The 15,201-nt window shown below is 52.2% G+C and carries 16 protein-coding genes; 3 read left to right on the top strand and 13 right to left on the bottom strand.

Going from position 1 to position 15,201, the window contains the following annotated elements; all coding sequences use genetic code 11:
• Window positions 1–47: 47 nt before the first annotated feature.
• Window positions 48–1,184 carry a 4-phosphoerythronate dehydrogenase PdxB gene (gene pdxB, locus BGE37_RS03025; RefSeq protein ID WP_000699132.1) on the bottom strand — a complete coding sequence of 379 codons (1,137 nt, stop codon included), beginning with the start codon at window positions 1,182–1,184 and terminating at the stop codon, window positions 48–50.
• Between the two features lie 98 nt (window positions 1,185–1,282).
• Between pdxB and flk the strand changes: the two genes are divergently transcribed.
• Window positions 1,283–2,278 carry a flagella biosynthesis regulator Flk gene (gene flk, locus BGE37_RS03020; RefSeq protein ID WP_000615830.1) on the top strand — a complete coding sequence of 332 codons (996 nt, stop codon included), beginning with the start codon at window positions 1,283–1,285 and terminating at the stop codon, window positions 2,276–2,278.
• On the opposite strand, the gene BGE37_RS03015 is transcribed toward flk, so the two are convergent.
• Entirely contained in the window at window positions 2,275–3,453 is a 1,179-nt protein-coding gene (locus BGE37_RS03015; RefSeq protein ID WP_105287756.1) for an MFS transporter, read from the bottom strand. The two genes, flk and BGE37_RS03015, sit on opposite strands and share 4 nt — an antisense overlap.
• A 248-nt stretch (window positions 3,454–3,701) precedes the next feature.
• A complete protein-coding gene (gene fabB / locus BGE37_RS03010) occupies window positions 3,702–4,922 on the bottom strand; it encodes a beta-ketoacyl-ACP synthase I (protein ID WP_000817187.1) in 1,221 nt (406 codons plus the stop codon).
• A 158-nt stretch (window positions 4,923–5,080) separates the two neighbouring features.
• Here fabB and mnmC point away from each other — a divergent pair, with 158 nt between their 5' ends.
• Entirely contained in the window at window positions 5,081–7,087 is a 2,007-nt protein-coding gene (gene mnmC, locus BGE37_RS03005; protein WP_105287755.1) for a bifunctional tRNA (5-methylaminomethyl-2-thiouridine)(34)-methyltransferase MnmD/FAD-dependent 5-carboxymethylaminomethyl-2-thiouridine(34) oxidoreductase MnmC, read from the top strand.
• 403 nt (window positions 7,088–7,490) lie between these two features.
• Here the strand turns inward: mnmC and BGE37_RS03000 are convergent, their stop codons facing one another.
• From BGE37_RS03000 to prmB, 6 genes are read right to left on the bottom strand one after another with little or no spacing between them, the layout of a single operon-like run.
• Window positions 7,491–7,769 (bottom strand): YfcL family protein, encoded by a 279-nt coding sequence (locus BGE37_RS03000; protein ID WP_000559764.1) that lies wholly within the window; start codon window positions 7,767–7,769, stop codon window positions 7,491–7,493.
• A gap of 33 nt (window positions 7,770–7,802) precedes the next feature.
• Window positions 7,803–8,351: an elongation factor P hydroxylase gene (gene epmC / locus BGE37_RS02995; RefSeq protein WP_039020353.1), complete on the bottom strand. Its 549-nt coding sequence runs from the start codon at window positions 8,349–8,351 to the stop codon at window positions 7,803–7,805.
• Window positions 8,351–9,160 carry a sulfite exporter TauE/SafE family protein gene (locus BGE37_RS02990; RefSeq protein WP_000447348.1) on the bottom strand — a complete coding sequence of 270 codons (810 nt, stop codon included), beginning with the start codon at window positions 9,158–9,160 and terminating at the stop codon, window positions 8,351–8,353. Before BGE37_RS02990 ends, epmC begins: the two co-directional genes overlap by 1 nt.
• On the bottom strand, window positions 9,160–9,984 hold the full coding sequence (gene mepA, locus BGE37_RS02985) for a penicillin-insensitive murein endopeptidase (protein ID WP_032303463.1): 825 nt from the start codon (window positions 9,982–9,984) through the stop codon (window positions 9,160–9,162). The genes BGE37_RS02990 and mepA overlap by 1 nt, the downstream gene beginning before the upstream one ends.
• Before the next feature lie 2 nt (window positions 9,985–9,986).
• Window positions 9,987–11,072: a chorismate synthase gene (gene aroC / locus BGE37_RS02980; protein ID WP_015953282.1), complete on the bottom strand. Its 1,086-nt coding sequence runs from the start codon at window positions 11,070–11,072 to the stop codon at window positions 9,987–9,989.
• Between the two features lie 34 nt (window positions 11,073–11,106).
• Window positions 11,107–12,039 carry a 50S ribosomal protein L3 N(5)-glutamine methyltransferase gene (gene prmB / locus BGE37_RS02975; protein WP_001298774.1) on the bottom strand — a complete coding sequence of 311 codons (933 nt, stop codon included), beginning with the start codon at window positions 12,037–12,039 and terminating at the stop codon, window positions 11,107–11,109.
• Between the two features lie 164 nt (window positions 12,040–12,203).
• Between prmB and smrB the strand changes: the two genes are divergently transcribed.
• The gene (smrB, locus tag BGE37_RS02970) at window positions 12,204–12,755 is read left to right on the top strand and encodes an endonuclease SmrB (protein ID WP_105287754.1); all 552 of its coding nucleotides are present in this window, start codon (window positions 12,204–12,206) and stop codon (window positions 12,753–12,755) included.
• A gap of 57 nt (window positions 12,756–12,812) precedes the next feature.
• On the opposite strand, the gene BGE37_RS02965 is transcribed toward smrB, so the two are convergent.
• The 4 genes from BGE37_RS02965 to BGE37_RS02950 are packed head-to-tail and all read right to left on the bottom strand — an operon-like array spanning window position 12,813 to window position 15,193.
• Complete coding sequence (locus tag BGE37_RS02965) at window positions 12,813–13,655, bottom strand: StfH/YfcO family fimbrial adhesin (RefSeq protein ID WP_105287753.1); 843 nt, start codon at window positions 13,653–13,655, stop codon at window positions 12,813–12,815.
• 1 nt (window position 13,656) lies between these two features.
• The gene (locus BGE37_RS02960; protein WP_105287752.1) at window positions 13,657–14,196 is read right to left on the bottom strand and encodes a fimbrial protein; all 540 of its coding nucleotides are present in this window, start codon (window positions 14,194–14,196) and stop codon (window positions 13,657–13,659) included.
• A complete protein-coding gene (locus BGE37_RS02955; protein ID WP_105287751.1) occupies window positions 14,193–14,681 on the bottom strand; it encodes a fimbrial protein in 489 nt (162 codons plus the stop codon). Before BGE37_RS02955 ends, BGE37_RS02960 begins: the two co-directional genes overlap by 4 nt.
• Window positions 14,678–15,193, bottom strand: a complete 516-nt coding sequence (locus BGE37_RS02950) for a fimbrial protein (RefSeq protein WP_105287750.1) — start codon at window positions 15,191–15,193, stop codon at window positions 14,678–14,680. Before BGE37_RS02950 ends, BGE37_RS02955 begins: the two co-directional genes overlap by 4 nt.
• Window positions 15,194–15,201 lie beyond the last annotated feature (8 nt).

Here is a 15,201-nt window from a genome sequence, read left to right as displayed (position 1 = left end):
TAGCAAAGCTCCCTGCCAATATTACAGCAGAGAGCATGAAGAAGAGATTAACGTGCCGGATGATGAACGGCGTTAAAACCCAGTTTACACAGCAATGATGCCGCACTGGCGTCATCACAAATCACATACAGAGATGACCATTCACGGCGCTCAAGATAGTTTTTGCGCAGTTTATCGAACTCACCCGGTATCCCGGCGACTTTACGCAGCGGTGCGTCATCGCGGCGCACATCATACACCAAATGCACCAGCCTTTTCAGCGTCGGTTGATCGAGCGGACCATGCAGTGTAATACGGCCAAACTCTGGCGCGGGTAGCAACGTATCAAGCGCAACGTGTTGCTCATGCCCAATAAACTTGCTATACGCTTCAAATACTTGCGTAGTGCCACGGGCTTTACCTTCGAGGGTGTAGCCCGCAATATGCGGCGTGCCGATATCCACTTTTTTCAGCAATTCTACGTTGAGTTCCGGTTCGCCTTCCCAGACATCCAGCACTACGCTTAACTTCTGACCTTCATTCAGACAGGTCAACAGGGCAGTATTATCAACGACTGCGCCACGGCAGGCGTTAATCAAGATCGCTCCCGGCTTCAGGTTACGAATCAGTTTTTCGTCCGCCAGATGCAGCGTTTTGTAAGGTCCGTCTTTAAAGAGTGGCGTATGGAATGTCAGGATATCCGCATGCTGGACTAATTCATCCAACGAACGGAAATCGCCCTCATCCCCACGATCGGCACGCGGCGGATCGCAAAGCAAGGTTTTGATCCCCAGCGCTTCCAGTCGCGCCTGTAAACGCCGACCAACGTTACCAACGCCCACGATCCCCACGGTACGCTCATGCAGTGAAAATCCATCGCGTTCAGCAAGCATCAGCAGTGAGGAGAAAACATATTCCACCACCGCAATCGCATTACAGCCAGGTGCTGCGGAAAAACCAATTCCCGCCTGCTTTAACCATGCTTCATCGACATGGTCGGTTCCCGCTGTGGCTGTGCCAACAAATTTAATGGGTTTTCCTGCCAGCAAAGATTCATTCACTTTCGTGACCGAACGCACCATCAGCGCATCCGCATCTGCCAGTTGAGCTACTGGGATTGGACGCCCCGGAACCGCAGTCACCTCACCCAAACGGCTAAATAAGTCGCGGGCATAAGGCATATTTTCATCAACAAGGATTTTCACGTTTGTGTTACCTGTATGAGACGAGAGTTAACCGGACAAGTGTGCCATAATCTCGCGGCCAGGCATACTTGCGATGATTTCAGGTATAAGGATACGTAATGATACAACCTATTTCCGGCCCTCCTCCTGGGCAACCACCAGGTCAGGGAGATAACCTGCCGTCTGGCGCGGGCAATCAGCCTTTATCCAGTCAGCAACGTACTTCGCTGGAAAGCTTAATGACGAAAGTGACTTCGCTGACGCAACAGCAAAGAGCAGAACTGTGGGCGGGTATCAGGCATGATATTGGCCTGTCGGGAGATTCGCCGCTGCTTTCGCGTCACTTTCCCGCCGCTGAGCATAATCTGGCGCAACGTTTGCTGACCGCGCAAAAAAGCCATTCTGCCCGCCAGCTTTTAGCCCAATTGGGTGAGTATTTACGCCTGGGGAATAATCGTCAGGCGGTCACGGATTATATTCGTCATAACTTTGGTCAGACGCCACTGAATCAGCTCTCACCGGAGCAATTAAAAACCATTCTCACCCTGTTGCAGGAAGGGAAGATGGTTATCCCGCAACCGCAGCAGCGCGAGGCGACCGACCGTCCGTTATTACCGGCGGAGCACAATACGCTCAAACAGCTGGTTACCAAACTTGCGGCGGCAACGGGAGAACCCAGCAAGCAGATCTGGCAATCGATGCTGGAACTTTCCGGGGTGAAAGATGGTGAGTTAATTCCAGCGAAACTGTTTAACCATCTGGTGACCTGGCTGCAGGCGCGTCAGACGCTAAGCCAGCAAAATACGCCGACGCTGGAATCACTACAGATGGCGCTGAAACAACCTTTAGACGCCAGTGAACTGGCGGCGTTATCGGCATATATCCAGCAAAAATATGGCCTTTCTGCGCAATCATCGCTTTCTTCAGCCCAGGCTGAGGATATCCTTAATCAGCTTTATCAACGGCGGGTTAAAGGGATTGATCCGCGTGATATGCAACCGCTGCTTAATCCTTTTCCACCGATGATGGACACGTTGCAAAACATGGCAACGCGTCCCGCGCTGTGGATACTATTAGTCGCGATTATCCTGATGCTGGTCTGGCTGGTTCGTTAACCCCGACGAAACGACAGTATCGTGACAATAATTCCCAGCACCGCAGAGATCGCCCCGGCAAGAAATACCGATGAGTAACCAAACGTGGTCGCCAGCATTCCCGCCAGCGGCCCGGAGACGCCGAGGGCGATATCCTGAAACGCGGCGTATCCGCCCAGTGCGGTGCCACGAACTTGTGACGGTACACGTTTAACCACCTCCACGCCCAGCGCTGGAAAGATAAGCGAACATCCAGCTCCGGTTAAGGCCGCGCCCGCTAATGCGACCCACGCACCTGGCGCCTGCCAGAGCAGCAACAAGCCCACTGTTTCTACAAGCAGAGAGACGATCGCCACTTTCACGCCGCCAAAACGGTCCGGCATCCAGCCAAACATTACGCGCATCACGACAAATGCCCCGCCAAACGCGGTAAGAGTAAAGCCCGCCATCGCCCATCCTTTGCTGGCAAAGTAGAGCGAAACGAAAGTTCCGATAACCGCAAAACCAACACCTTGTAGCGCCAGACCTAACCCTGGTTTCCAGATAAGCCCGACAACGCTCCACAGCGATGGACGTTCTCCCGCCAGGGCCGGTACTTTGCGCACTGTGCCGTTACAGGCCCACGCCAGTATGGGTAATGCCATTGTGGTGAGCGCCAGGGCAGCAAAACCGTAATGGCTATGAATCAACAGGCCAAGCGGCGCACCAACAGCGAGGGCACCGTAAATCGCCATTCCGTTCCATGACATCACTTTGCCGGAATGTTTTGGCCCAACGATGCCCAATCCCCAGGTCAGAGCGCCCGTCAGTAACTGGCTTTCACCAAAGCCAAGAATCAAACGTCCGACGACCAACAGAGCAAATTTGAACGGTGCGGAGATGGGCAAAATCGCCGCCAACAGCAGTGCGCCCCCCGCCAGACCACAAGCTAACATCCCCTGAAGCGCCGAACGTTTTGCACCATATTGATCGGCCAGTCGCCCGGCATAGCCACGCGTCAGCACCGTAGCCAAAAACTGAATGCCGACGGCAATCCCGACCATAGTGTTGCCATAGCCCAGCTCATGATGAACAAACAGCGGGATAACCGGCAATGGTAACCCTACGGTCATGTAGGTGAGAAAAACCGCAAAAGCGATGCGGAAAAGCGAAAAATTGGCAGAAGATCGTGTTTCGGTTTGGCTTACAGCAGTCATGCATTACTCCAGAATGCAGCGCAAGGCGAGGAATTTCCCCGTCTCATCTCTCTGGTTTCAGGGTTACGGTACGCGTTGGCAGGATTTAACGCGTACGTCTTTTCAGAAGGAAATCGACAAAGCGGGAAGTTTGCCTGGAACAGGCGGCGATTGTCAATGATGTGAAAAAGGGAACCATCGGGTTCCCTTTTTCTTTAGCGCGTATCGTCGGATGCGACGCTGACGCGTCTTATCCGACCTACTCCGAATTAATCTTTCAGCTTACGCATTACCAGCGTGGCGTTGGTGCCACCGAAGCCGAAGCTGTTAGACATAACGGTAGTCAGTTCGCGATCGGTCGTTTCGGTCACAATGTTCAGACCCGCAGCCTGCTCGTCCAGCTCTTCAATGTTGATGCTCGGTGCGATAAAGCCGTGTTCCAGCATCAGCAGAGAGTAGATAGCTTCCTGCACACCCGCAGCGCCCAGAGAGTGACCGGTCATTGCTTTGGTTGCAGAAATCGCCGGGCTCTTATCACCGAATACTTCACGGATAGCCGCCAGCTCTTTCACGTCGCCAACCGGAGTTGAAGTACCGTGAGAGTTCAGGTAGTCGATTGGCGTATCAACACCGTGCATCGCCATCTGCATGCAGCGAACTGCGCCTTCGCCAGACGGAGCAACCATGTCTGCACCATCAGACGTTGCGCCGTAACCAACGATTTCAGCATAGATGTGAGCCCCACGCGCCAGCGCGTGTTCCAGCTCTTCAACCACCACCATACCGCCGCCGCCAGCGATAACGAAACCGTCGCGGTGAGCGTCGTAAGTACGGGAGGCTTTTTCCGGGGTGTCGTTGTATTTAGTAGACAGCGCGCCCATCGCGTCGAATTCGCAAGCCATTTCCCAGCACAGCTCTTCGCCGCCGCCAGCAAACACGATGTCCTGTTTGCCCAGTTGGATCTGCTCTACTGCGTTACCGATACAGTGTGCGGAAGTCGCACACGCGGAGCTGATGGAGTAGTTAACGCCGTGAATTTTAAACGGCGTGGCGAGGCAGGCAGAAACGCCAGATGCCATCGCTTTGGTGACCACATACGGGCCAACCGCTTTCAGGCCGCGCGGGCTACGCATAGCGTCAGCGCCGAACACCTGGAAACGCGGGGAACCGCCGCCAGAACCTGCAATCAGGCCAACGCGCGGGTTATTCTGATAAGCTTCCGGGGAGAGGCCAGCATCTGCAATTGCCTGCTCCATAGAAAGGAATGCATAAATGGATGCGTCGCTCATAAAGCGCACAACTTTGCGGTCAATGAGGCCAGTGGTATCCAGTTTTACGTTGCCCCAGACGTGGCTACGCATGCCGGAATCCTTCAGCTCCTGAGAGAAAGTGATCCCTGAACGTCCTTCACGCAGAGATGCCAGGACTTCCTGCTGGTTATTACCGATGCTGGAAACAATGCCCAGGCCAGTAATCACTGCACGTTTCATTCAATACCTCTGTAAGTCGCACATAGAGTAAGTTTCGAATGCACAATAGCGTACACTTGTACGCCGAACAAGTCCGATCAGCCAATTAATAGAGAAATTTGCGCAGCCTGACACACATCGCTAAGATCGAGCCACCGCCTGTAAGACGAGTAACTTACGTGAAACACTACGCCATACAACCTGCCAACCTCGAATTTAATGCTGAGGGTACACCTGTTTCCCGAGATTTTGACGATGTCTATTTTTCCAACGATAACGGACTGGAAGAGACACGCTATGTTTTTCTTGGGGGTAACCAATTAGAGGCACGCTTTCCTGAACATCCGCATCCTCTGTTTGTGGTAGCAGAGAGCGGCTTCGGCACCGGATTAAACTTCCTGACGCTATGGCAGGCATTTGATCAGTTTCGCGAAGCTCATCCGCAAGCGCAATTACAACGCTTACATTTCATTAGTTTTGAGAAATTTCCCCTCACTCGTGCGGATTTAGCCTTAGCGCATCAACACTGGCCGGAACTGGCTCCGTGGGCAGAAAAACTTCAGGCGCAGTGGCCTTTGCCCTTGCCCGGTTGCCATCGTTTATTGCTCGATGAAGGCCGCGTGACGCTGGATTTATGGTTTGGCGATATTAACGAACTGACCAGCCAACTGGACGATTCGCTAAATCAAAAGGTAGATGCCTGGTTTCTGGACGGCTTTGCGCCAGCGAAGAACCCGGATATGTGGACGCAAAATCTGTTTAACGCCATGGCAAGGCTGGCGCGTCCGGGTGGCACTCTGGCGACATTTACGTCTGCCGGTTTTGTCCGCCGGGGTTTGCAGGAAGCCGGATTCACCATGCAAAAGCGCAAAGGGTTTGGGCGTAAACGGGAAATGCTTTGTGGGGTGATGGAACAGACATTACCCCTCCCCTGCTCCACGCCGTGGTTTAACCGTACGGGTAGTGGCAAACGGGAAGCGGCGATTATTGGCGGTGGTATCGCCAGCGCATTATTGTCGCTGGCGCTATTACGTCGTGGATGGCAGGTTACACTTTATTGTGCGGATGAGGCCCCCGCGCTCGGTGCTTCCGGCAATCGCCAGGGGGCGCTGTATCCGCTCTTAAGTAAACATGATGAAGCACTAAACCGGTTTTTCTCCAATGCGTTTACATTTGCTCGTCGGCTTTACGATTTATTGCCTGTTAAATTTGATCATGACTGGTGCGGCGTCACGCAGTTAGGCTGGGATGAGAAAAGTCAGCACAAAATCGCACAAATGCTGTCGATGGATTTACCCGCAGAACTGGCTGTGGCCGTTGATGCTAAGGCGGTTGAACAAATTACGGGCGTTGCGACAAATTGCAGCGGTATTACTTATCCGCAAGGTGGTTGGCTGTGTCCGGCAGAGCTGACCCGTAATGTGCTTAAGCTGGCACAACAGCAGGGTTTGCAGATTTGTTATCAACATCAGTTAAAGGATTTATCCCGTCAGGATGACTGTTGGTTGTTGAATTTTGCAGGAGATCAGCAAGCAACACATAGTGTGGTGGTACTGGCGAACGGGCATCAAATCAGCGGTTTCAGCCAAACGTCGTCTCTGCCGGTGTATTCCGTTGCCGGTCAGGTCAGCCATATTCCAACAACGCCGGAACTGGCGAAGCTGAAGCAGGTGCTGTGCTATGACGGTTATCTCACACCACAAAATCCGACGAATCAATATCATTGTATTGGTGCCAGTTATCATCGCGGCAGCGAAGATACGGCGTACAGTGATGAAGATCAGCAGCAGAATCGCCAGCGGTTGATTGATTGTTTCCCACAGGCGCAGTGGGCAAAAGAGGTTGATGTCAGTGATAAAGACGCTCGCTGCGGTGTGCGTTGTGCCACTCGTGATCATCTGCCAATGGTAGGCAATGTCCCTGATTATGATGCAACGCTCGCGGAATATGCCTCTCTGGCGGAACAGAAAGACAACGCGGTAAGCGCACCGGTTTATGACGATCTCTTTATGCTTGCGGCTTTAGGTTCGCGTGGTTTGTGCTCTGCCCCGCTGTGTGCCGAGATTCTGGCAGCGCAGATGAGCGACGAACCGATTCCGATGGATAGCAATACGCTGGCGGCGTTAAATCCAAATCGGTTATGGGTGCGGAAGTTGTTGAAAGGGAAAGCGGTTAAGGCAGGGTAATCTGCTTTGGCAGCGTTTGTCGGATGCGGCGTGAACGCCTTATCCGACCTACGTGAAACCTGTAGGCCTGATAAGACGCGGTAAGCGTCGCATCAGGCATTATGCACTCAATGTCGGATGCGGCGTGAACGCCTTATCCGACCTACGTAAAACCTGTAGGCCTGATAAGACGCGGTAAGCGTCGCATCAGGCATTATGCACTCAATGTCGGATGCGGCGTAAGCGCCTTATCCGACCTACGTGAAATCTGTAGGCCTGATAAGACGCAGTAAGCGTCGCATCAGGCATTATGCACTCAATGTCGGATGCGGCGTGAACGCCTTATCCGACCTACGTAAAACCTGTAGGCCTGATAAGACGCGATAAGCGTCGCATCAGGCATGACGCTCCAGACGCCAACAACTTACTGCTGTGAAGCCTGTTGAAACAGATTTTCCCACATATCGGTCACCAGCGCCTGGTCTCGCGGCGACAACTCACCGGCACCAATGGCTTTTTCCAGACTCTGGCTAACGGTCGTATGTACCGCCTGGGCGGAGTGGTCATCACCACTTTCCAGTTCTGCGATGGCTAATGTCAGGTGGCCACGCAAATACCCACTGGCAAACAACTCATCATCACTGGCATGGTCAACCATACCGTCGATTAATGCCAGAATGCGTGATTCAAACTCCGCGATCATCTTCTTTCCTCATTGTAAAACGTGGCGCAGGCTTCAGTTGAGCGCTTCCGGCCACGGGAACTGTTCCGCCGTAAGTTCCGGCGTGTGATAATAATTTTGTAGTGCTTTAATGAAGCGTGCCGGACGCTCGGGAATACCGTTTGCCAGATAATCCATCACCTGTGCATGTACCCGCCGTTGAAATACCACGCGGTCCGGTTCGAAATCCCCTTCCAGATTGTCGCAACTGACATTAAACGGATATCCCGCCGCCACACAGAACAACCAGTCCAGCGCCTGCGGCTTCACTTCAACATCTTCAAACTGGCCTTGCGTTTGGGCATCGCGTCCGTCCGGACAATACCAGTAGCCGAAATCAACCAGCTCACGGCGCGCTTTCCCGGCAATACACCAGTGCGAAATCTCATGAATTGCGCTGGCATAAAAGCCGTGAGCAAAGACGATTCGGTTATACGGTACTTCCGCATCAGCAGGAAGATAGATCGGTTCGTCGTCGCCTTTAATCAGACGGGTATTAAATTCATCGGCAAAGCAGCTATTAAAAATTTCAATCAACTGCTCATAGTGGTGTGTACTATTCATTAGTTCATCCCCAACCAGTGGAGGATCTCCTGTCCGTGGCTATCATAAAGTAATTTGGCACTCATCACCGCCGAGACGATAACAATCATCGGGCGAATCAGCTTTTGCCCTTTGCTCAACACCAGTCTTGACCCCATGCGCGCGCCGAGGAACTGCCCCACCAGCATCACAAATCCTGTCGCCCAAATCACTTTGCCGCCGAGAATAAACAGCAGCAAACCGCCGATATTAGACGTTGCGTTGAGTAATTTGGCGTGGGCCGTGGCTTTGGCGAGGTTAAAGCCGCACAGCGTAACGAAGGCTAACGCGTAAAACGATCCGGCAGCCGGGCCAAAGAATCCATCGTAAAAACCAACGCAGCCCCCTGCTACCAGCGCAAATGGCAGTCCATACATCCGACGCTGGCGATCTTCTTCTCCCAGTTTGGGCATCAGTAAGAAATAAAGACCAATACAAATCACCAGAATGGGCAAAATCTGCCGCAAGACATCAGCCTGAACGTACTGCACCAGCAAAGCGCCGCTCATTGAGCCAATAAAGGTCATGGCGATATTGAGTTTCTGATCGCTTAAGCTAACCACTTTGCGGCGAATAAAGTAGATAGTGGCAGAAATAGAGCCACCGCAGGCTTGCAGTTTATTGGTTGCCAGCGCGTTAGCCGGAGACATCCCCGCCGCCATTAATGCCGGAATGGTGAGTAGCCCACCGCCCCCGGCAATAGAGTCGATAAATCCCGCCAGTATGGCGACAAAAAAGAGGAGTCCCAGCAACAGCGGGGAAACCATAAACAGGCTATTAAACGTTTCCATTAGATCACGTGCTCATCCAGTAGCGCCTGGCAGGAAGGCGGCAACGGAGGCGGTGTCTTCTTCTCAGGCTTTGTTGTTCCCGGTTTTGGAGGTTCAAACCAGCTTTGCAGTTCTGCCCCGCAACCATCGCCCGGTGGCGGTAAAGGTTGATCTTCACACTCCAGACTATCGGCAGGACAACGTAATCGTACATGCATATGGGCGCGATGCTGGAACCAGGGTCGCACTTTGCGCAACCAGTCGCGATCGGTGCCCGCATCAAGGCAAAGTTGTTGTTTAATCGCCGGATTAACAAAAATGCGCGTGACGTCTTTGTCCTGCGCGGCGAGTTTAATCAAGCTGAAAATTTCGGGCTTCCACAGCGTGGGGACAACGTGTTTACCGTCGCGGGAAACCAAATCTAATGCTTGCGGGCGCAAGAGTTGCGCGGAGGTCCAGCGTTTTTTCGGCAGTTGCAGGAAGATGTCCACATCCAGTCCGGTCTGGTGGCTGGCGTGACCGCCGTTGAAACGACCACCAGCAGGCATCCCCATATCGCCAATCAGCACTGTACCCATGCCCAGATTGCTCACCTGGCGACTCAGACGCTGGATAAACATCACCAGGTCCGGGTGCCCGAAATAGCGACGCTGATCGGTACGCATGACCTGATAATGTTCGGACTGTATCGGCAGCGTGTCAGCTCCAACGATACAGCCATTTGAAAAACTGCCTATCGATTGTGCACTACCCGGCACAGGTTGGGTTATTTTTTGCCACGGCGTCGCTGCCAGGCTGGCGCTACTGGCAAGCAGGGCCAGCAGCGCAATCGCAGTTTTGTTCATTTTTACCAGCGTGGAATATCAGTCTTCACATCAGCATTTTGCGCCCGTTGCCGTAACAGGTGATCCATTAAAACGATCGCCAGCATCGCTTCCGCGATCGGCACCGCGCGGATCCCAACACAAGGATCGTGACGGCCTTTGGTGATCATCTCAACTTCTTCGCCAAAGCGGTTAATGGTGCGTCCAGGCACAGTAATGCTGGAGGTCGGTTTCAGCGCCATATGGGCAATGATTTGCTGCCCGCTGCTGATGCCGCCGAGAATACCGCCCGCATGGTTGCTCTGGAAACCGTCTTTGGTGATTTCGTCACGGTTCTGGCTGCCACGCAGCGCTACCACGTCAAAACCATCACCAATTTCCACACCTTTCACCGCGTTAATGCTCATTAGCGCATGGGCGATATCAGCATCAAGGCGATCAAAGACCGGCTCGCCAAGTCCGGCAGGGACGCCACTGGCAACAACGGTGACTTTCGCGCCAATAGAGTCGCCCTCTTTTTTCAGCGCGCGCATCAGTTCATCTAAGGCTTCGATTTTGTCCGGATCCGGGCAGAAGAATGGATTTTGCTCGACCTGAGACCAGTCTTTGATTTCCAGCGGAATGTCGCCCATTTGGGTCAGGCAGCCGCGAATTTCTATACCAAATTTCTCAGCGAGATATTTTTTGGCAATCGCCCCTGCTGCAACGCGCATGGCGGTTTCGCGAGCGGAAGAACGACCGCCGCCGCGATAATCGCGCAGGCCATATTTTTGTTCGTAGGTGTAATCGGCATGGCCTGGACGGAAAACGTCTTTAATTGCGCTGTAATCCTGAGAACGCTGGTCAGTGTTTTCGATCAACAAACCAATGCTGGTGCCGGTAGTAACGCCTTCAAAAACACCGGAGAGAATTTTGACCTGATCCGGCTCACGACGCTGGGTGGTATAGCGCGATGTCCCAGGGCGACGACGGTCGAGATCGTGTTGCAGGTCCGCTTCCGTCAGCGAAATACCCGGCGGAACACCATCGACGATGCAGCCGAGCGCCAGCCCGTGCGATTCGCCGAAGGTGGTTACGCGAAAGAGTTGTCCAATTGTGTTTCCAGCCATCACGGCTCCGTTATTGTTGTGTTTGCGTGTTTACTTAATCTTTATAAATCGCGAAATGTTCTCGTGCAGCAATAAGCTGCTCTTTGGTGAGCATAAACACACCATCGCCGCCGTTATCAAACTCCAGCCAGGTGAACGGAACATCCGGATATTGTTCCATAAGATGTACCATGCTGTTGCCGACTTCACAAATCAGCACGCCATCATCAGCAAGGTAATCTGCCGCATTACCGAGAATACGACGCGTCAGTTTCAGGCCGTCAGTACCAGATGCCAGACCCAGTTCCGGCTCGTGACGGTATTCATTTGGCAGGTCGGACATATCTTCCGCATCAACGTACGGCGGGTTAGTGACGATCAGGTCGTACTGCACTTTCGGCAAGTCCCGGAACAGATCGGAACGAATCGGAATGACGTTGTGGATCAGACCATGTTCTTCGATGTTCTGTTCAGCAACCGCCAGCGCGTCAGGAGAGATGTCTACCGCGTCGACTTCTGCTTCCGGAAAGGCATAAGCGCAGGCAATCGCAATACAGCCGCTTCCGGTGCACATATCTAAAATGTGTTGCGGTTGCTTGCTGATGAGTCCGGCAAATTTATTGTTGATAAGTTCACCAATCGGCGAGCGCGGCACCAGCACACGTTCATCGACGTAAAATTCATGACCGCAGAACCAGGCTTTGTTGGTCAGGTAGGCCACCGGAATGCGTTCGTTGACGCGGCGGATCACGCGCTCAACAATACGGTGTTTTTCGCTGGAAGTCAGACGTGCGGTGCGCATATCTTCCGGAATATCCAGCGGCAGGTAGAGCGATGGCAGCACCAGTTGTACGGCTTCATCCCACGGGTTATCGGTGCCGTGGCCGTACCAGATATTTGCCGCGCTGAAGCGGCTCACCGACCAGCGCAACATGTCCTGAATGGTTTGCAGCTCATTTACTGCTTCATCAACGAAAATTTTATCCACGTATTCCTCCAGGGCATGGTCGCATTAATTTCGGCGGCTAGTTTGCCATGAAGATGACGATAAATCAGCATTCACGCGCGGTGAGTGAGGAAAAATACGTTTAAAACGATCGATTAGACGACGAGTCGGGTAAACTGTAGGAAAATTAGAAATGAGAGATGTAAATGAAAAAGAAATCATCACTTAGCGAGGAGGACCAGGCGCTGTTCCGCCAGTTGATGGCGGGGACCCGCCAGATAAAGCAGGACACCATCGTCCATCGGCCGCCGCGTAAAAAAATTAGCGAAGTACCAGTCAAGCGGTTAATTCAGGAACAGGCCGATGCCAGCCATTATTTCTCCGATGAGTTTCAACCGTTATTGAATACCGAAGGTCCGGTGAAATATGTCCGTCCGGATGTCAGCCACTTTGAAGCGAAGAAACTGCGCCGCGGCGATTATTCGCCGGAGTTGTTTTTAGATTTACACGGTTTGACGCAGTTGCAAGCTAAGCAGGAACTTGGGGCTCTGATTGCCGCCTGCCGTCGTGAACATGTGTTTTGCGCCTGCGTGATGCATGGTCATGGTAAGCATATTTTGAAGCAGCAAACGCCGCTGTGGCTGGCGCAACATCCCCATGTGATGGCGTTTCACCAGGCACCGAAAGAGTACGGCGGTGATGCAGCTTTATTAGTGTTGGTTGAAGTGGAAGAGTGGTTGCCGCCTGAGTTGCCCTGACATCATTATCAACATGCACTTTCACCGACCAGCTAACTGGTCGGTGAAAGATTAACATTACAATTCGTTCAGTACATACTGGAAACGGCACGTAGAATCAATCGGTTGCCGACTACTGGTATTTACCTTCACCACAATATCGTGGAGTTTTCTATCCGTTAACGGTTTACGTGTCGGTGTGACTGTCACCTGTGTACTATCGCAACCATAAGAGGTAAACGTTAATAAATCTGAAACTGCACGACAGTATGCTCCTCTGGCATCAAAATTACTGCCATCGCAGAGATTGCCACTTTCCATCAGATAGGTCGAAAGCGTTGTTGTGATGGTTGAACCATTGGATTGTAATTGCAACGTTTTAGTATGGCTAACATAACTATCACTCCAGGAGATATCATAGGGAGATACCGGAATTGTCGGGCAAACAGTATTATGCTCTATTGGGCTTTTATATGCGCTAAATCCATTGGCCTGAGAAACTGAATAAAAAGAGGCGATCCATGGGCAGCCATAATCATCAGATGATACCGTGATACTGAAAGTCATAAATCCACATTTATATATGGACGTATCGATACCCGGACAATTTGATGTGGCTGTATTGCCAAAGTCTGTAAGCACTAACTTTGGTGCAGGACCCGATCCTGTCCAGGATATTACCTGGAGAGTGTCGCCTCTTCTTGCGCCTGAATTGTATTGACCATAGGCTACTTCTTCTGGCGTTAATACTGTGACATAAAAATATAAACTGCCCTGCATAGAGATATTATTAATTGCATAATAAATTTCGGCACTTGGGAAATTTGCATTTAGGAGCTTATCACCCGCATAGCTCTTTGGAATTACTAAACCGAGAGCAATTAATACCAGACCTGTAAAAAAAACCGTCCATTTTTTCATATTATATATACTCGAAGGTCGCCGTCAGGTTGGCGGTAAAATCGCCCATCGTCACTTCCCGACCGCTTTTCGCCTGTAACCAGGCCCTGAAATTAATGTCATTACTGCCATCGCTAAGCGTGAATTTCGCCCCGGTTGGGTCGTTAATCGCCACCCGTACACCGTCCGTCGTTTCCATCCCAATCCCCACACCTTGCGCGGTTGATGTGGTATCCAGCGCCAGGAAACCAGGCTGTTCACTGTCTTCCGTACCGGTAAGAGTCACCTGGACCTGATAACTCGCAGGCCCTTTACAATCTTTCAGCTTAAACACCACCGGGATGTGCGCAGACTCCCCCGCAACCATAAGATCCCGACGACTGATAGTTGGAAAATGGACTTCGGCCAGATTCCCGCTCTCAACCACCAGCGTACAAGAGCGGCTAATTAAGTTGCCGTAAAAATGCAGGTTGTTGTCCACGGCCAGGGCACGCGTGCTGCCGATCAACAGCAGGCCCGCTAACAGCCCATAACCGAGTGAACAAATACGGTCTGTCTTCATTGATAATCCACCCGCAATGTTGCATAGGCTGAAAATGTAGTATCACTCAGCACCGCATCGGCTGACTTCACTGGCACGGCCTCCAGTTTCGGCTTTTGGGTAAAATCGGTGGCGTTAATGGCAAGCGGAGTATTCAGCTCAAAACGCTGACCATCATGCTGAAGCTCAATACCAAAGCCGGGAACGTCTGTTTCGATAGCCGCGTTATTGTAGGCGGTCGGCGTACCCGTCCAGGTGAGTGTCATATTCCACTCGGGATCGCGCGTGTCAGAGTCACAGCTCAGGCCATATACCACTTCCTTGCGACCATAGTCTCCGTTGATACTGTCGATGATGAGATCGGGAAATTCCACTTCGAGGGTCTTTCCATCGCTGATAGCACAGGCAGGCGGTGCCACCAGCGTACCGTGGAAGGTGATGTCATCCCCAGCCGCCAGCGCAACGCCACCGCAGGTGCAGAGTAAAAGTAACAAGCGTTTTTTCATTGGTAATCCACCACCATCGTCATACTGGCGTTAAATTCCGCAGGCGTAAGCTGCGCTCCACTCTGTTTTACCGGCACCGCTTTGAGATTGGGCAACTGGTTAACATTAAAATCAGACCAGTTACCTTCACCCACCCTGAACAGAGAGTTATCGGCACCATTTTCAATGCGAATGCCCAGGCCGGGTATTTCCGTCGCAATGACAGTTTCCCCGTTAATCACGGTAGTGGTGCCTTTAAGCTGCATCCGCAGATCATCAATACCTGAAGCCCTGCTACTACAGTTCAGGGTATAAAACGGCTGCGTGGTGCGGTAATTCGTGCCATTGATTTTGCTAATGTAGACTTCGCCAAATTGCACATTGCTCCCCTTTACGGAACAGGGCGGTGGCCCATCCACCAGAACGCGCAAAGACAATGACACCTGTTTACTTTGCCCTGCGACGGCAAGGTTCCCCATCAGCCAACCGCTCAGGAGAAAAATGCCCGTTCCCACCAGAAACGTGTATTTCATAAGACTCT

It is taken from the genome of Escherichia sp. MOD1-EC6300, from assembly GCF_002965045.1.
Taxonomy (GTDB): domain Bacteria; phylum Pseudomonadota; class Gammaproteobacteria; order Enterobacterales; family Enterobacteriaceae; genus Escherichia; species Escherichia coli_F.
The sequence above is the reverse complement of the archived record's forward strand: the minus strand, read 5'-3'. Positions and strand labels throughout refer to the sequence as shown.